At 71.6% G+C, this 17,252-nt stretch carries 14 protein-coding genes; 6 read left to right on the plus strand and 8 right to left on the minus strand.

Going from position 1 to position 17,252, the window contains the following annotated elements:
• The coding region (locus tag AC1DP0_RS05530; protein ID WP_478082863.1) for an AAA family ATPase at nucleotides 1-1,179 on the minus strand (1,179 nt) is incomplete at its 3' end.
• Between the two features lie 115 nt (nucleotides 1,180-1,294).
• Between AC1DP0_RS05530 and AC1DP0_RS05535 the strand changes: the two genes are divergently transcribed.
• Nucleotides 1,295-2,407, plus strand: a complete 1,113-nt coding sequence (locus AC1DP0_RS05535; protein WP_478082864.1) for a class I SAM-dependent methyltransferase — start codon at nucleotides 1,295-1,297, stop codon at nucleotides 2,405-2,407.
• A 10-nt stretch (nucleotides 2,408-2,417) separates the two neighbouring features.
• A complete protein-coding gene (locus tag AC1DP0_RS05540; RefSeq protein WP_478082865.1) occupies nucleotides 2,418-4,568 on the plus strand; it encodes an alpha/beta fold hydrolase in 2,151 nt (716 codons plus the stop codon).
• Between the two features lie 60 nt (nucleotides 4,569-4,628).
• Here AC1DP0_RS05540 and AC1DP0_RS05545 read toward each other — a convergent pair whose 3' ends face one another.
• The 4 genes from AC1DP0_RS05545 to AC1DP0_RS05560 all read right to left on the minus strand — a co-directional run bounded on the left by AC1DP0_RS05545 (nucleotide 4,629) and on the right by AC1DP0_RS05560 (nucleotide 8,455).
• Nucleotides 4,629-5,666 carry a zinc-binding dehydrogenase gene (locus tag AC1DP0_RS05545; RefSeq protein ID WP_478082866.1) on the minus strand — a complete coding sequence of 346 codons (1,038 nt, stop codon included), beginning with the start codon at nucleotides 5,664-5,666 and terminating at the stop codon, nucleotides 4,629-4,631.
• A 100-nt stretch (nucleotides 5,667-5,766) separates the two neighbouring features.
• A complete protein-coding gene (locus AC1DP0_RS05550) occupies nucleotides 5,767-6,321 on the minus strand; it encodes a carboxymuconolactone decarboxylase family protein (RefSeq protein WP_478082867.1) in 555 nt (184 codons plus the stop codon).
• Nucleotides 6,322-6,398: 77 nt separating this feature from the next.
• Complete coding sequence (gene serA, locus AC1DP0_RS05555) at nucleotides 6,399-7,607, minus strand: phosphoglycerate dehydrogenase (RefSeq protein WP_478082868.1); 1,209 nt, start codon at nucleotides 7,605-7,607, stop codon at nucleotides 6,399-6,401.
• A complete protein-coding gene (locus tag AC1DP0_RS05560) occupies nucleotides 7,604-8,455 on the minus strand; it encodes a GntR family transcriptional regulator (protein ID WP_478082869.1) in 852 nt (283 codons plus the stop codon). Before AC1DP0_RS05560 ends, serA begins: the two co-directional genes overlap by 4 nt.
• Nucleotides 8,456-8,462: 7 nt before the next feature.
• On the opposite strand from AC1DP0_RS05560, the gene AC1DP0_RS05565 reads away from it, so the two are divergent.
• Nucleotides 8,463-11,306 (plus strand): FAD-binding and (Fe-S)-binding domain-containing protein, encoded by a 2,844-nt coding sequence (locus AC1DP0_RS05565; RefSeq protein WP_478082870.1) that lies wholly within the window; start codon nucleotides 8,463-8,465, stop codon nucleotides 11,304-11,306.
• A gap of 14 nt (nucleotides 11,307-11,320) precedes the next feature.
• Here the strand turns inward: AC1DP0_RS05565 and AC1DP0_RS05570 are convergent, their stop codons facing one another.
• The gene (locus tag AC1DP0_RS05570) at nucleotides 11,321-12,517 is read right to left on the minus strand and encodes a thiolase family protein (protein WP_478082871.1); all 1,197 of its coding nucleotides are present in this window, start codon (nucleotides 12,515-12,517) and stop codon (nucleotides 11,321-11,323) included.
• A gap of 27 nt (nucleotides 12,518-12,544) precedes the next feature.
• Nucleotides 12,545-13,054, minus strand: a complete 510-nt coding sequence (locus AC1DP0_RS05575) for a CoA-binding protein (RefSeq protein ID WP_478082872.1) — start codon at nucleotides 13,052-13,054, stop codon at nucleotides 12,545-12,547.
• 146 nt (nucleotides 13,055-13,200) lie between these two features.
• Between AC1DP0_RS05575 and AC1DP0_RS05580 the strand changes: the two genes are divergently transcribed.
• Complete coding sequence (locus tag AC1DP0_RS05580; RefSeq protein WP_478082873.1) at nucleotides 13,201-14,868, plus strand: fatty acid--CoA ligase; 1,668 nt, start codon at nucleotides 13,201-13,203, stop codon at nucleotides 14,866-14,868.
• 39 nt (nucleotides 14,869-14,907) lie between these two features.
• On the opposite strand, the gene AC1DP0_RS05585 is transcribed toward AC1DP0_RS05580, so the two are convergent.
• On the minus strand, nucleotides 14,908-15,219 hold the full coding sequence (locus AC1DP0_RS05585) for a GIN domain-containing protein (protein ID WP_478082874.1): 312 nt from the start codon (nucleotides 15,217-15,219) through the stop codon (nucleotides 14,908-14,910).
• 92 nt (nucleotides 15,220-15,311) lie between these two features.
• Between AC1DP0_RS05585 and AC1DP0_RS05590 the strand changes: the two genes are divergently transcribed.
• Both AC1DP0_RS05590 and AC1DP0_RS05595 read left to right on the plus strand, forming a co-directional pair.
• A complete protein-coding gene (locus tag AC1DP0_RS05590; protein WP_478082875.1) occupies nucleotides 15,312-15,758 on the plus strand; it encodes a DUF6325 family protein in 447 nt (148 codons plus the stop codon).
• A 228-nt stretch (nucleotides 15,759-15,986) separates the two neighbouring features.
• The coding region (locus AC1DP0_RS05595) for a BUD32 family EKC/KEOPS complex subunit (protein ID WP_478082876.1) at nucleotides 15,987-17,252 on the plus strand (1,266 nt) is incomplete at its 3' end.

The following is a 17,252-nucleotide window of genomic DNA, read 5'->3' on the forward strand; positions in this document are numbered from 1 at the left end:
CAGCCGTGCGGCACGTTCGTACGCCGTTGCTGCGACCGCGTATGCCGCCCGCTCGCGGGCGCGCCGACCGACGTCGTCGAGCTGGGTGGCCACCGACTCGTCCACGCCCACCACGGACGCGGCGCGGTGCCACGCGCGCAGGTCCGCCTTTCCGCTCGGAAGGGCTTCGGCGACGAGCCGGTGCATCCGTCGTCGAACGGCTGGCGAGGCCGTCGCGTAGAGGCCGGCCCGAGCCAGCGGATGGACGAACGTCATCGTCCCTGATCCGGATCGGCGGATGAGGCCGACCTCCTCAGCCTGGTCCAGTGCAGTCAGCTCGATGCCCGCCGCCAGCGCTGCTCGGCCGGCGATCGCCAGGTCACCCTCGGCAACCGCCAACAGCGCCAGGGCCTCCCGGGTCCGGTCGTCGAGGGCCTGGGCCCGTTGGGCGAAGGCCGCAGCCAGGACGTCCGGGACCGGCGGGGGCACTCCCGGCTGGGCGTCGGTGAGCAGGTCCGGCCTGGCCGCCAACTCGCGCAGCGCCAAGGGGTTCCCGTCTGCGACCTCGAGGAGGCKATGCAGGGCTGTGGCGCTCAGAGGCGGCCCGGGCACGGATCGAATCAGGGCGCCGGCAGGGTCTGCGTCCAGGCCACGCAGTCTCAGACCCGGCAGCCCGGCCTCGTCCCACACCGTGCGGGGTCCGCTGCGCACCGTCACCACAGCGAACACGCAGTCGACGAGCAGTCGCCGGCAGGAGAAGGCAATGGCCTCGGCGGAGGGCCGGTCCATCAGGTGCGCGTCGTCGATGACGATCCCGAGGGGCCCGTCCTCGGCCAGGTGAGCCAGCAGCGCCAGCAAGCTCGCGGAGATGGCGAACCGGTCGGCGGACGCGGACGGGCGGACCGCCAGAGCCACTTCGAGAGCGGCCAGCTGGGCGGCCGGCAGGTCTCCCAGGCTCGCCGCTACCGGGTGCAGGAGCTGCGCCAGGCCGGCGAAGGGCAGGTCGCGCTCGGTCCCCGTGCCGGTGGCACGCAGCAGCCGGAACTGCGACGCCTCCGCCACCTGCACGACGTGTTCGAGCAGCGCCGTCTTGCCGATCCCGGGCTCGCCGCACACCACCAGGGCTGCGCCCTGACCGACGCGGGCGCCGGCGACCAGTGACTCGACTGCACGCTGCTCCGACTCCCGTCCGAGCAACACCCGTCGATTCTAGTGCGGCACGACCAGGGGGGTCCCCGGATGCGAGCAGGACCCCGGGCCGACGACGCTCGAGGTGCCGGACGGTCCGGCAGAACCGAGCGACGGGAACACGACCATGAGCACCATCGAGACCTCACCCAAGGCGGACCAGACCGCCACCTCACCACCGCCCACCATCGACGAGGCGAAGCTGATGCAGTTCGTCCTGCGTGCCGTCGACGAGGTCGGCGCCACCCTCAACTGCGCCCTCGTCGTGATGGGCGACAAGCTCGGCTACTACCGCACACTGGCGGACCACGGACCGTTGACGGCGGTCGACCTGGCACGGCTCACCGACACCGGGAACGCCTACGCACGTGAGTGGCTCAACGCCCAGGCGGCCGGCGGCTACGTCTCCTACGAGCCGACCACGAGCACCTACACGCTCCCGCCCGAGCATGCGGTGGCGCTGACCGACGAGTCCTCGCCGGCGTTCCTGCCCGGGTTCTTCCAGATCGCCTTCGGCACCACGCGCGACGCAGACCGCGTCATCGAGCTCGCGCGGGACGGGGACGGCCTCGGCTGGGAACAGCACAACAGCGACGTGCACGACGGCTGCGAGCGGTTCTTCCGCCCCTCCTATGCCGCACACCTGGTGGCCGAGTGGCTGCCTGCACTCGATGGCGTGGTGGCCAAGCTGGAGCGTGGGGCGAAGGTGGCCGACATCGGATGCGGTCACGGCGCCTCGACCGTCATCATGGCCCAGGCCTACCCGGCCTCCTCTTTCATCGGCTCGGACGGCCACATCGCCTCCGTCGAGGTCGCACGACGCCGCGCCGCCGACGCAGGCGTCGCCGGCAGGGTGACCTTCACCGACGAGCCGGCCACGTCGTTCGACGGCAGCGGCTACGACCTCGTCACGACCTTCGACGCCCTCCACGACATGGGGGACCCCGTGGGAGCGGCCCGACAGGTCTTCGAGGCGCTCGCTCCCGACGGCACCTGGATGATCGTCGAACCGGCGGCCGGCGACCACGTCGAGGACAACCTCAACCCGATCGGCCGTGCCTACTATGGCTTCTCGACCTTGCTGTGCACCCCGTCGTCGCTCTCGCAGGAGGTCGGCCTGGCGATCGGGACGCAGGCGGGGCCCGCCCGCATCCGCGACATCGTGTCCGCAGCCGGGTTCACCGACTTCCGGGTCGTCTCGCAGACGCCGTTCAACAACGTGCTCGAGGTTCGGAAGTGAGGTGACCACGGTGGCCCGGTACGGCGACGCCGCGGAGCCAGCCAGCAGGGCCGTCCTGCCCGAGCGGGTCGGCATGGCGCACCGCGGCGACGTCGACCTGGCCTGGTCGTCGTACGGTACCGGCCAGCCGACGGTGCTGTTGATGCCGAGCTGGTCCATCGTGCCGTCGCGGTTCTGGAAGGCCCAGATCCCGTACCTGTCCCGCCAGAACCGGGTGCTGTCCTTCGACGGGCGCGGCAGCGGGGCCTCTGGTCGGCCCGCGGGTGCGGCGGCATACGAGGACCGCGAGTTCGTCGCCGACGCCATAGCCGTCATGGACGACGCGGAGGTGGACCGGGTCGTCGTCGTGTCGCTGTCAGCGGGTGGACGCTGGGCGGTCGAGTTGGCGGCGGAGCACCCGTCACGCGTTCTCGGGCTCTTCGCCATCGCACCCGCGTGCGAGTTCGACCTCGAGGCCCTCGCGGCGAAGGCGGCAGCGTTCACCGCGCCACCCGACCGGTCCTCCGAGTGGTGGCGCTACAACCGCCAGGTCTGGCTCGAGGGCGGCTACGAGGACTTCGTCCGGTTCTTCTTCTCCCGCATGTACTCCGAGCCGCACTCCACCAAACAGATCGAGGACGCGGTCACCTGGGCGCTGGACGTCGAGCCGCAGACCCTCGTCGACACGACCGCTGGTCGGCTGGGGCTGGACGGCGTCGTGCCCACCGACCTCGTCGCGCTCTGCTCCCGGGTGCAGTGCCCGGTGGTGGTCCTGCACGGCACCGACGACCAGATCCGGCCGTTCGCCGAGGGGGAGCGGCTGGCGCGGCTCACCGGGGGATCGCTCATCCGGGCCGAGGGGAGCGGGCACGGGCCCATGGCTCGCGACCCCGTCATGGTCAACCACGAGCTCAGGCGGTTCGTGGACTCGCTGTCGCGGCGCCGCCCCGACGCCAGTCGCATGCGCGCCGCGAAGCGACCGCCCCGGGTCCTCTACCTCTCCTCGCCCATCGGTCTGGGTCACGCGATGCGAGACCTGGCCGTCGCTGGGCAGCTGCGCTCGTTGCGTCCGGAGGTCGAGGTGTCCTGGCTGGCCCAGGACCCGGTCACCCGCGTGCTCGAGGTCGCCGGCGAGCGCATCCACCCGGCGTCCTACGCCCTCGCCAACGAGTCGGGGCACGTCGAGCAGGAGTCCGAGGAGCACGACCTGCACGCCTTTCGCGCCATCCGGCGGATGGACGAGATCATGGTCGCCAACTTCCATGTCTTCGACGAGCTGACCCACTCCGAGCACTTCGACCTGGTCGTCGGCGACGAAGCTTGGGACGTCGACTACTTCCTGCACGAGAACCCGCAGCGCAAGCGTGGCACCTACGCCTGGCTCACCGACTTCGTCGGCTGGCTCCCCATGCCCGACGGCGGTCCGACCGAGGTGGCGCTGGCCGCCGACCACAACGCCGAGATGATCGAGCAGCGTGCTCGCTACCGGTCCCTGCGCGATCGCTCAGTCTTCGTCGGCACCCCCGACGACATCGTCCCCGCGACGTTCGGGCCCGGGCTGCCGGGGATCCGCGAGTGGACCGAGGCGAACTTCGACTTCGCCGGCTACATCAGTGGCTTCGACCCTGCCGCGTACGAGGACCGGGAGGGCATCAGAGCACGTCTGGGATACCGACCGGACGAACGCATCTGTGTGGTCACGGTCGGGGGAAGCGGAGTCGGAGCCTCGCTGCTGCGTCGCATGCTCGACGCGGCACCGCTCGCCCGGCGGCTGGCGCCCGAGCTCAGGTTCGTGGCCGTCACCGGCCCCCGGATCGACTCTCGAGCCTTCCCGTCCCGGCCCGGGGTCACGACCGTCGGCTACCTGCCGGACCTCGCGCAGCACCTGGCTGCCTGTGATGTCGCCGTGGTGCAAGGTGGGTTGACCACCTGCATGGAGCTGACCGCACTGAAGCGGCCGTTCCTCTACGTCCCGCTCCGACACCACTTCGAGCAGAACTTCCACGTTCGCCACCGACTCGAGCGCTACCGCGCGGGGACGCACTTGACTTATGAGTCGGCCATGGACCCCGAGGCCTTCGCCGCCGCAGTCGTCAAGGAGCTGGAGCACGAGGTGGCCTACCGAGATGTCGAGACCGACGGCGCGGCGCTCACCGCGCGACTGCTGGCCGAACTGCTCTGAAACGCGCGGGTCCCCCTCCGGTGGGGGAGGCGCGGCACGGGTTGCGCCGTCGCAGACCCGTCAGCGGCGCGGGTCCACGATGGTCATGCCCGCGACGGTCGAGTGGTCGAACCGGGGAAGCAGGGCGGCCGCCTCGTCGAGTCCGATGGTCCGCTCGATCAGCCGCTGTGGCTGCAGCAGGCCCTGCTGGATGAGCCGCATCATGCCGGGATAGTCGGTGGCAGCCATCCCGTGGCTGCCGAGGACGTCGAGCTCCCAGGCGATGACCCGGGCCATGGGCACGCGTGGGTGCCCGTCCACGGGCGGCAGCAGTCCGACCTGCACCTGGCGGCCTCGACGCCGCAGACTGAGGATGGAGTCGGAGCAGGTCTGCTCGCTGCCGACGGCGTCCACCGCGACGTGGCTCCCGCCGCCGGTGAGTTCGGCGACAGCGGTCGGGATGTCGACGCCGTCCGCAAGCAGGGTGTGCTCAGCGCCGAGGGCCGTTGCGACAGCGAGAGCCTCGGGGGTGCGGTCCACCGCGACCACGCGGGCGCCGAGTGCTCGGGCGATCATCACGACGCTGAGTCCGACGCCGCCCGAGCCGACGACGGTGACCCACTCGCCGTCCGTGACCCGTGCGCGGCCGACCAGGGCGCGGTAGGCCGTGGCGAAGCGGCACCCGAGGCTGGCCGCGGTCGGGAAGTCGACCTCGTCCGGGACCGCCACCAGGTTGGTGTCAGCGGCGTGGAGCGCGACGTGCTCGGCGAAGGATCCCCAGTGGGTGAAGCCGGGCTGCTGCTGGGCCGGGCAGACCTGCGCCGCACCGGCGAGACACCACGCGCACTGGCCGCAGCCACACACGAACGGGACGGTCACCCGGTCGCCGACTGACCAGCATTCGACGCCTTGCCCCACCTCGGAGACGACGCCCGCGAGCTCATGGCCGGGGACGTGGGGGAAGGCGATGTCGTCGTGGCCCGCCCACGCGTGCCAGTCGCTGCGGCACATCCCGGTGGCCATGACCTGGACGACGACCCCGGACGGCGGGGCGGTCGGTCTGGCCACCTCCCGGACCTCCGGCTGGGCTCGAACGGCATCGATGAGTACGGCACGCACCGTCTGAGGATGTCACCACGTCCCCGTGTCGCCATGGACAGGTCTGGCATACGGCCAGCGGACGGTCCTGACCGAAGCACCCGTCCGCGGCGCTCGCGGCTCAGCCCACCCGGAAGACACGCATCTGGAGGGCGACGGTGGAGTAGTAGCCCACGATCGTCGAGATCTCGAAGACCGTTGGCGCGCCGACGAGCTCGGCGTCTGCGTGCCACAGCGCGTCCGACACGTCTCCCCGGGTCATGGCGTGGGCCAGGCGTGCGCAGGCGGCCTCGTGCGGGTCGGCCAGGTCGGGCACGGTGCCTGCGCACCGGGCGTCGATCTCGTCCTCGCGCAGGCCGATGGCCCGTCCCACCGCTTCGTGCGCCCCGCGCTCGAAGGCGCTGTCCCATGCCGCGGCCACCGTGAGGATGGCGATCTCCCGGGAGCGGGCGGACAGGGTGCCTTCGTAACGTAGGGCGGCCCCCACGCCCTGAAGGGCGGCACCGAGGCCCGGGTTCAGGAGGAAGGCGTTGAACGGGCCGTTCAAGCTCCCGTCCTCGCGGGTCAGCGCGAAGTGCTGCGGACCGGTGGCACGGGGGCCCTGAGTGATGGCGTCATAGAGGCGCCGGGCCTCGGGTTCGAGCCGGGAGGGCGCCAGGGGTTCGAGTCGGCTCACGTGTGGGCCATGACCTTCCCGGCCCGCTCGTCCACCTGCGCGGTCGGCTCGGCCCGCCTCTCCGGTCTCCCCGTTCGTCACTGTCGCTCGCTGTCCCACGCCTCCAGGTGAACCGCCTCGGCGACGTGCCGCAGCGACGCGAGGGTCTCGGTGGCAACTGGCACGTCCGTGTCGGTCACGACGTAGCCGTGCTCGCCGCGGGTCGCGAGGGACTGCCCGACGACATTGGCGCCGGCCTCGGCCAGCGTGCGGTTGATGGACGCGAGCACCCCCGGCACGTTGCGGTGCAGCAGGGCCATGCGGAAGGCCCCGTCACGGGGTGCGGGCGCGACATCGGGGAAGTTGACCGACAGGGAAGTGGCCCCGGTCGTCACGTACCCGCTGAGCTTCGTCGCCACGAACGTGCCGATCTCCTCCTGGGCCTCCTCGGTCGAGCCGCCCACGTGCGGGGTGAGGATCACGTTGTCGAGACCGCGCAGCGGGGACTCGAAGAGGTCGCCCTGGGCTTTCGGCTCGACGGGGAAGACGTCGATCGCCGCACCGGACAGGTGCCCGCTGAGGATGTGCTCGCGCAGCGCCTGGTCGTCCACGACCATCCCGCGGGAGGCGTTGATGAACACCGAGCCGGGCCGCATCTTGCTGAACTGCTCGGGCCCGAACAGGCCCGCGTTCCCCGGCCGGCCGTCGACGTGGAGGCTGACGACGTCGGACTCCTCGAGCAGCTCGTCGAGCGATCCCATGCGGCGTGCGTTGCCGTGCGCGAGGCGGTCCGCGGTGTCGAAGAAGACGACACGCATGCCGATGGCCTCGGCCACGTTGGACAGCTGGGTGCCGATGTTGCCGTAGCCCACGATCCCCAGCGTGCGACCGCGAGTCTCGTAGCTGCCCTTGGCCGACTTGTCCCAGATCCCGTCATGCATCCGCTGGGTCTTCTCGGGGAGGCGACGGGCCAGCGCGAGCACCTCGCCGAGGACCAGCTCGACCACGCTGCGGGTGTTGGAGAACGGCGCGTTGAAGACGGCCACGCCGCGCTCCGTCGCGCGAGTCAGGTCGACCTGGTTCGTGCCGATGCAGAAGYAGCCGACGGCACGCAGGTCGGAGGCCGCATCCAGGACGCCCCGCGTCACCTTGGTGTTGGACCGGATCCCGAGCACGGACACCCCACGCAAGGCCTCCACCAGCTCGGCCTCGCTCAGCGATCCCGAACGGAGCTCGACCTCGAAACCGTTGCGGCGGAACGTCTCCGCCGCGACGGTGTGGATGTTCTCGAGCAGCAGTACCTTCACGCGTGTCTCCCTACAGGACTTCTCGGTCCGTCGGCCGGAAGGCCGAGCTGATGATGATGTGGGTTCTCAGGCTGCCCCATCCCGCGGTCGGACCGCGATTCGGGGCGTTCCGTGAGACGCCTCGGGGTCCCTGGCGGGGCTTCGACCGGGGCCCGGTGGAGCGTGCGCGCCAGCAGCCGGCCCGTGTGCTCGAGGTGGCGGCGCATGGCTCGCTCGGCGCCGACGCCGTCGCGGCGGAGGATCGCGGTGACGATCGGCTCGTGCTCGGCACAGATCTCGGACAGGGTCCGTCCGGCGGTCGTGGTGGGCGACCCGAGCAGCGCGGTCGTGGCGCGGAGCCGGTCGATGACAGCGGCCGCCCGCTGGTTGCCTCCGGCCCGCATGAGGCGGTCGTGCAGGTCGTGGTCAGCGACCCAGAACCTCTGCTCGTCGCCCGTCAGGCCACCCTCTGCGCCGCCCACTGCGCCGACCGCGGCGCCCATCGCGTCGAAGGCGGCCCGGATCGCGGCGCGCTCGGCGTCCGTGGCGTGCTCGGCGGCGCGGCGGGCGGCGGCCGGCTCGAGGGCGAGGCGGATGTCGATGATCTCCTCGATGTCGCGGGCCCGCGGGACGACGACCTGGAAGCCGCGGTTGCGGTTGATCTGCACGAGCCCGGCCTCGGCCAGCCGCAGCAGGGCCTCGCGCACCGGGCTGCGGGAGACGTCGAGCAGGTCAGCCAACTGGTAGACGGAGTACGTCTCGTCCGGGACGAGCTCACCGGCGGTGATGCCGGCGCGGACGGCCTCGACGACCGCGTCGGCGAGCGAAGGTGCGCCGTGGGGGAGCGACAGCCGGACCACGGGTAACATGTTACCCATGGTCGAGGTCTCCACCGACGTGGTGCATGCGCTGGAGCGTGCCGGGCTCGAGGTCCGTGCCGACGCGGGGACCCGGAGCATGTATGCGTCCGCCGCGTCGCTCTACCGCATCCCGCCGCTCGCCGTCGTGCGGCCGCGCGACGTCGACGACGTCGCCGCGACGCTGGCCGTCGCGCGCGAGACCGGGGTCCCCGTCACCTCGCGCGGCGCGGGCACGTCCGTGGCAGGCAACGCCGTCGGCCGCGGCGTCGTGCTGGACTTCTCCCGCCACCTCAACCGGGTCCTGTCGGTGGACCCGGAGGCGCGCACCGCCGTCGTCGAGCCGGGAACCGTGCACGCCGTCCTCCAGCGGGCCGTCGCACCAGACGGCATACGCTTCGGGCCCGACCCGTCGACGCACCCGCGCTGCACGATCGGGGGGATGATCGGCAACAACGCGTGCGGGTCACGGTCGCTCGCCTACGGCCGCACCTCAGACAACGTGGCCGGCCTCGAGCTGCTCACCGCGGCCGGGCAGACGCTGACCACCGGCTACGACGAGTCAGGTGTGCCGTATGCCCGCGGTGCCGACGACGTGCTCTCCGGGGTCCGCTCGGTGATGGCCCGACACCTGTCGACAGGGCGCACCGAGTTCGACCGGTTCGGTCGGCAGGTCTCGGGCTACGCGGCGCACCACCTGCTGCCCGAGCGGTTCGACCTCACCCAGGCGCTCGTGGGCTCCGAGGGGACCCTGGGGGTCATCACGCAGGCGAACGTCAGGCTGGTCGTCGACGCACCCGTCCGTGTCGTCGCCGTCCTCGGCTTCTCCGACATCGTCGCGGCCGGCCTTGCTGCCCCGGCCGTCGTGGCGCWCGGGCCGACGTCCTGCGAAGGCCTGGACTCCCGGCTCATCGACGTGCTTCGCGCCCGCCGCGGGCCCGACGCGATCCCGCCCCTCCCGCGCGGACGGGCCTGGCTGTTCGTCGAGTTCGCCGGCGACGAGCTCGGCGAGGTCGCCGCACGCGCCCGGCGCCTGGTGGCGGAGGGACTCGCGGACGACGCCGTCGTCGTCGAGGACCCCCTCGTGCAGGCGCGTCTCTGGCGCATCCGCGAGGACGGCGCCGGACTCGCCGGGCGGGCCCCGTCGGGCAAGCCGGCCTGGCCGGGATGGGAGGACGCGGCCGTGCCGCCCGCTCGTCTCGGCGAGTACCTCGGAGCCTTCGACGAGCTCGTCAGCTCCTACGGCATGACCGCCGCACCCTTCGGCCACTTCGGCGACGGGTGCATGCACGTACGGCTCGACTTCCCGCTGGACCAGCCCGACGGCACGAAGGTCATGCGGGAGTTCCTCATCGAATCGGCCCGGCTCGTCGGTGGATTCGGCGGCTCGCTGTCCGGCGAGCACGGCGACGGTCGGGCCCGGTCAGAGCTGTTGCCCCACATGTACTCATCCGACGCGATCGCCCTGTTCGGCGGGATCAAGCACGCCTTCGACCCGGAGAACCTGCTCAACCCCGGGGTGCTCGTGGACCCCGATCCCGTGGACCAGGACGTGCGACCGGCCGCTCACTTCCCGGTCCGACACCTGGCGATGGCTTACCCGCACGACGACGGAGACCTCGCCCAGGCCGTCCACCGGTGCACCGGCGTCGGCAAGTGCAGGGCCGACAACTCCGCGGCCGGCGGCGTCATGTGCCCCTCATACCTCGCGACCCGGGAGGAGAAGGACTCGACCCGGGGCCGCGCCCGCGTGCTGCAGGACGTCGTCCGCGGCGAGCTGCCCTGGTCGCACCCGTCGGTGCACGACGCGATGGACCTGTGCCTGTCGTGCAAGGGGTGCGCGTCGGACTGCCCCACCGGCATCGACATGGCCACCTACAAGTCCGAGGTGCTGCACCAGACCTATCGGCGCCGCCTCCGCCCGCGCTCGCACTACTCGCTCGGGAAGCTGCCGATGTGGTCGCGACTGGCCGGCCGTATGCCGCGCCTGGCCAACCGGGCGCTCACGGTGCCCTTCGTCGGCCCGGCAGCACTGTGGCTCGCCGGCGTCGACCGCCGCCGGTCCATCCCGTCGTTCCCGAGGCGGCCGTTCCGCCGGACCTTCACACCGCGGCAGTCGGACCTGAAGCCGGTGGTGCTGTTCGCCGACTCGTTCACCGACGCGTTCTCGCCCGAGGTCGCCGAAGCGACGGTGCGGGTGCTGCGCGACGCGGGGTACGAGCCGCGGCTCCCGAGCGGCTCGGTGTGCTGCGGCCTCACGTGGATCACGACCGGCCAGCTCGACTCCGCGAAGAGCATCCTTCGCCGCACCGTGGCCGCACTCGCCGCCGACGCGCGCGCCGGCGTGCCCATCGTCGGGATCGAGCCGTCCTGCACCGCAGTGCTGCGCTCCGACGTCCACGAGCTGCTGCCCGATGACGAGGATGCTGCCGTGGTCTCGTCGCAGGTCCGCACGCTCGCGGAGCTCCTCGCCGAGACGCCGGGCTGGACGGGACCCGACCTGACCGGGACGCAGGTCATCGCCCAGCCGCACTGCCATCACCACGCCGTCCTGGGGTGGAAGTCGGACGCCGACCTGCTCGCCGACACCGGTGCGACGGTGCAGACCCTGGCCGGCTGCTGCGGGCTCGCCGGCAACTTCGGCGTCGAGCTCGGTCACTACGACGTCTCCGTGGCCGTCGCCGGCCAGAACCTGCTTCCCGCGATCGACGCCGCACCGGACGCCGTGGTGCTCGCCGACGGGTTCTCCTGCCGCACCCAGATCGCCGATCTGCGGGATCGGCGCGGCGTGCACCTCGCGCAGCTGCTCGACCGCGGTGCCCGCACGGACACGGCCCACGTCCACCGAGACCCCGCGGGGTGAGCCACGCGCAACCGTCAGGACACCTCGACGTTCTCGAGGACGACTGCCAGGCCCTGGCCGACCCCGATGCAGATCGCGGCGAGGCCCCACCGCTCGTCCCGCTCGCGGAGGACCTTGGCCAGCGTCCCGACGATGCGGCCACCCGAGGCGCCGAGGGGGTGCCCGATCGCGATGGCGCCGCCGCGCGTGTTGACGATCTCGGGATCGACCTTCCAGGCGTCGAGGCAAGCCAGTGACTGGACGGCAAACGCCTCGTTGAGCTCGACGGCGCCCACCTGCTCCCAGCCGACGCCCGCGCGCCGGAGCGCGAGGTTGGCGGCCTCGACGGGCGCGTACCCGAAGTCCTGCGGTGCGAGGGCGTATGCCGCCCGCCCGGCGATGCGGGCCAGTGGCGCCGTGCCGATGGTGTCGGCCGCGGCCTCGGACCCGAGGAGCACGGCGGAGGCGCCGTCGCTCAGCGGCGAGGCGTTGCCGGCCGTGATGGTGCCGTCACCCCGGAACACGGGCTGGAGGGTAGCGAGCTTGTCCGCCGAGCTGCCGGGCCGGATGCCCTCGTCACTCGTCAGCGGCTCGGCGCCGCGGGGGGCGGGGAGGGGCGTGACGAGGTCGTCGTAGAAGCCGTCCTCCCAGGCCTGGTGCGCGAGCCGGTGCGACCGCGCGGCGAACTCGTCCTGGCGCTCGCGCGAGATCCCGAACTTCTGCTGGAGCTGCTCGTTGGCCTCGCCGAGGGAGACGGTCCACTCCGGGTTCATGCGCGGGTTGACCAGGCGCCAGCCGAGCGTCGTCGACACGGCGGTGACGTCACCGGAGGGAAAGGGCCTGGCCTGCTTGGGCAGCACCCAGGGCGCGCGCGTCATCGACTCCACGCCGCCGGTCAGCACGATGTCGGCGTCCCCGGTCTCGATGGCGCGCGAGCCGACGTGGACAGCATCGAGGCTCGAGCCGCAGAGGCGGTTGACGGTCGTGCCCGGCACGCTGAGCGGGAGGCCGGCGAGCAGGGCGGCCATGCGTCCGACGTTGCGGTTCTCCTCGCCGGCACCGTTGGCGTTGCCCCAGACGACGTCGTCGATCCGCTGCGGATCGAGGCCGGGCACGCGAGACAGGAGCGCCGAGATGGCGTGCGCGGCCAGGTCGTCGGGTCGGACCCCGGAGAGGCTGCCGTTGAACTTGCCGAACGGGGTTCGGGCTGCTGCATAGACGAAGGAGCTCACGCGACGACCCTATGGGGGGCAGCAGCATCAGACCCGGCGCGGCACGTTGCCGGTGAGGCTGAACATCCACCGCATCACCTTGTGACCGCCGTCGGATGTCGGTTCGAACATCAGCGGACAGCCGCCGGCGATGACCGTGATCCCATGCGCTCGCCCCCATTCCGCGGCCTCCTTCGAGACACTGCCGCCACCCGGGCCGCGATGCATCCACACCTGCGTGATGCCGAGTCCGGCGCACTCCTCGAGCGTGGCCTGGGCACGGTCGGGACGCGTGCCGATGACGACTGCTTGCACACCTCCCGGAATGGCGGTGAGGTTCGGGTAGGCCGGGTCGCCCTCGACCTGCTCGGTGTTCGGGTTGACCGCGAACACCTCGTAGCCGCGGTCCCGCAGCCGTCGGTAGACGGCATTGCTGCCGTGGGAGCCAGCCTCGCGCGAGACCCCGGTGACGGCGACCCTGCGGTGACTGAGGAAGTCGGTTGCGGCGTCCTTGATCGGTTGCATCTCGGTCCCCTCGTCGGACGGCTGGCTGGTCACGCCCTTCTCGACGATCCACCCTGCTCCACTGCGACGGTGACGCACAGGGGCGAAGGTCCCGCTCCTGCTGTGGACTCCCGGACCTCGTCGTCGAGGCCGCCTCCGAACCGCATGCGGCCCGAGCCCTCTGGTGGGAGTCTCAGGGCATGAAGAGCACCATGCAGTCGACCCCCCTGCTCATCTCCTCGCTCCTGCGGTTCGGCACCACGATGCACGGCGACAGCGAGGTCGTCACGTGGACAGGGAACGGCGCCCGTCGCACGACCTACCGCGAGCTCGGCCGGCAGGCGGCACAGCTGGCGCACGGACTGCGGGGGCTCGGGATCACCGGTGACCAGCGGGTCGGCACGTTCATGTGGAACAACGCCGAGCACCTCATGGCCTACCTCGCGGTGCCCTCGATGGGGGCGGTGCTGCACGCCCTCAACATCCGTCTCTTCCCCGAGCAGCTCGTCTACGTGACCCGGCACGGCGGCAGCGAGGTCGTCATCGTCGACAACACGCTGGCCGAGYCGTTCGCCCGGCTCCTGCCCCACCTCACCGAGGTCAGGCACGTGATCGTCAACGGCGCCGTCGACGAAGCGACGACGGCGGCGCTCGCCCAGCACGTGGAGGCCGTGCACGACCTCACCACGCTCATCGAAGGCCAGCCCACGAGCTTCGACTGGCCGGAGGACCTGTCCGAGGACGACGCCTCCTCGATGTGCTACACCTCCGGCACGACGGGTCACCCCAAGGGTGTCGTCTACTCGCACCGGAGCAACTACCTCCACGCGATGGGCGTCTCCTCGACCCTGGGAATCACGCAGGCCGACCGGTTCCTCATCGTCGTGCCGCTCTTCCACGCCAACGCCTGGGGCTACCCGTACAGCGCCATGGTGACGGGGGCAACCCTCGTCATGCCCGACCGGTACCTGCAGGCCGAGCCGCTGGCGGCCATGATCGCCGCCGAACGCGTGACCGGGGGCGCCGGGGTCCCGACGATCTGGAACGACCTGCTCCACCACCTCGACGACCACCACGAGAGCGACGTGTCCACGTGCCGCATGCTCATGGTGGGCGGCTCGGCTGCGCCGCCGGCCTTGATCCGGGCCTTCGCCGACCGCCACGACATCGACATCGTCCACGGCTGGGGGATGACGGAGACGTCGCCGGTCGCCTCCTTGGCGCTCCCGCCGGCACGCGTCGAGCCCGCCAGCGAGCAGTTCTGGCGCTACAAGGCCTCCCAGGGGCGGCTCCTCTGCGGTGTCGAGGCACGCCTCGTCGGGCCGGACGGCAGTGTCGTCCCCGCCGACGGAGAGAGCGTCGGAGAGGTCGAGGTCCGCGGCCCGTGGGTCACCGGCGCCTACTACTCGAACGGCACCGAGGCGCAGACCGAGCTCGACGAGATGGCAGCGAAGTTCGACGACGGCTGGCTCCGCACCGGCGACGTCGGCCGGCTGTCCGCCGACGGCTACCTCGAGCTCACCGACCGGGCCAAGGACGTCATCAAGTCGGGCGGGGAGTGGATCAGCTCGGTCGACCTCGAGAACGCGATCATGGCCCACCCCGACGTGCTCGAGGCCTCTGTCGTCGGCGTGCCCGACGAGAAGTGGGGAGAGCGCCCGCTCGCCTCGGTCGTGCTGAGACCCGACGCGAGCGTGACGGTCGAGGGACTGCGCGAGTTCCTCGAGGGGCGGGTGGCCCACTGGCAGGTGCCGGAGCGGTGGGCCGTCATCGACGAGGTTCCGAAGACGAGCGTTGGCAAGTTCGACAAGAAGGTGCTGCGCAGCCGGTATGCCGCGGGGGAGCTCGAGGTGCACCGCGCCGGCTGACGACGCGACGAGGTCCTCGAGCACGACCTGCGGCGGCCGTCACGGGTTGCGCACGACGGCGCCGCCCGACGTCTCGACCTGGGAGCTCGCCGGCCGGGTCGTCAGGGTGAGCACGACGCCCCCCGAGCCCGAGCCCTTGAGGGATCCGCTCACGGCGACCGAGGCCACGACAGCACCGCCGAGGTCGACGGTGGCGTTCGTCGCGTGGAGGCCGCCCAGATCGGGAAGCGCCCCGCCGCTGGCCGTGAGGTCGAGGTTGCCGGTCGAGCCGGAGAGCGTGGTCCGGGCGCCTCCGGACATCTGGATGGCGCGGGCGGCAGCGTACGGAAGGCAGGGCCCAAGGTCCCGCATCTCGGGGTCATCCCCTGCGGATGATGCCTCGCCCTCGGACCGCTCCTAGCGTTGTCGCAACCAGCTGGAGGCGACGACAAGGAGAAGATGACATGACGGTCAACGTCGACGAGCTCGGTCCGGTGGACTGGCTCGTCGTGGAGTTCGCTGGCAGCAAGCTCAACGGCGAGGTCGCCCCCATCCTCAAGGACTACGTGGATCGCGACCTCATCCGGATCCTGGATCTGCTGTTCCTCAAGAAGGCCGAGGACGGAAGCGTCGAGGCCTTCGAGGCCTCCGACCTCGATGACAGTGAGATCGGCGAGCTCCGTTCATACGAAAAGGAGTTGGCGATGCTGCTCAGTGAGCAGGACGTCGCCGACCTGATGGAGACGATCGAGCCGGGGAGCTCTGCTGCCGTCCTCGTGTGGGAGAACGTGTGGGCCGCACCGTTCGGCGCAGCCGTCAGGCACGCGGGGGGCCAGCTGGTGGCCACCGGGCGGATCCCCATCCAGGCGATCATCGCCGCCATGGAGTCCGACGAAGAGGAAGGAGCCTGACATGCCACTCGCAGCCAGGCGCAGGAGAAGGACGGTGGCCGCCGTGGGCGGTGCCGTCGTGGTCGCGCACGGTATGCGCCGCCGCGGTGACCGCCGGGAGGACCGACGCGAAGACCGCCGCGAGCGCCGCTGACCGGCAATGTCGGACGTGGGGTGGCCTGTGGTGGCGGGCCGCCCCACGTGGCGTGTCCTGCCGCTCTGTCCACGCGGTCCGTTCCGGAGGGTGTGATGGGGTCGACGAGGGCCCTCGGCGGGGGGCGGGGTCTCCGCGGACTGTCGGCGATCCGRCATTCGCACTATCTCGTCGCCGTCGACGATCTGCCGCGTGTCCGGCGGGCGAGCGACCTGACCTCCGTCGTCGTCGGCGCCGTGCTCATCGGCTGGGCGGTCCGGGCACACGGACAGGACAGCCCTCAGGCATCCTCGACATCCACTCCCATGACGCTCCCGTCGTGGATCGCGTCGGTGCTCCATCTCGTCAGCACAGCGGTCCTCGTCTACACGGTCGGCGTGGTCGTCGTGCTTGCGTCGTCCCGCCGCGCGGCTGCACTACGGGACGTCCTGGCAGCCGGCGCCGTCGCGTCACTGGGCACCCTGGGGTGCATGGCAGCCCTCGGCCTCCTGTGGCCGACGCTCCTTCCGGAGTATGCCGCCGGGCCCGTGCCGCCGCAGTTCCCGGTCCTGCGTGTGGCTGCAGTGTCGGCGATGCTGCTGGCCGCATCGCCGCACCTGACCAGGCCGGTCCGCCGGCTGGGGTGGGTCCTCGTCGCTCTGACCGCCGTGGCCGCGCCGGTGCTGGGGTTCGGCCTGCCCAACGGGTCGATCGGTGCGCTCGGTATCGGCATGGTGAGCGCGGGCGTCATCCTGTTGGCATTCGGCTCCCCTCGGGGCTACCCAGCCGTGGCGTCGGTGGCTGAGGCCATGAGGGATCTCGGCTTCACCCTGACCGATCTCAAGATCGACCCGGACCAGTCGTGGGGCGTGCGTCGGATGGTCGGCACCTCGAGCGACGGGGTGCCGGTAGAGATCAAGGCCTTCGGTCGCGACGCCGCCGACTCACAGCTCGCCGCGCGAGCATGGCGGATGCTGGTCTACCGCGGCGAGGCCGGCAGCCTGACCTTCTCGCGGTTGCAGGCCGCGGAGCACGAAGCGCTCGTGACCCTGCTCGCCCACCGCGCGGACGTGCCGGTGCCGGAGGTGCTGGCGGCCGCCAGCACCTCCGGCGAGGTGGCGATCCTCGCCACCCGCCGTCGTGGGGCCTCGCTGGACCCTGCCGGCGTCGAGGGTTTGGGCGATCCCGAACTGGTCCAGCTGTGGCAGGACGTGGCGCGGCTGCACGACGCCGGCATCAGCCACGGGGCCCTGGACGTGCGTGCCGTCCGCCGTGACGAGAGCGGACTGGTCATCGTGGACTTCGCGGCGGGCTCCCTCCACCCCGACGAGCGCGAGATGCGGCTCGACACGGCACGGCTGCTGTTCGGGCTGGCGCAGCTC

It is taken from the genome of Terrabacter sp. P5_B1 (assembly GCF_056400505.1).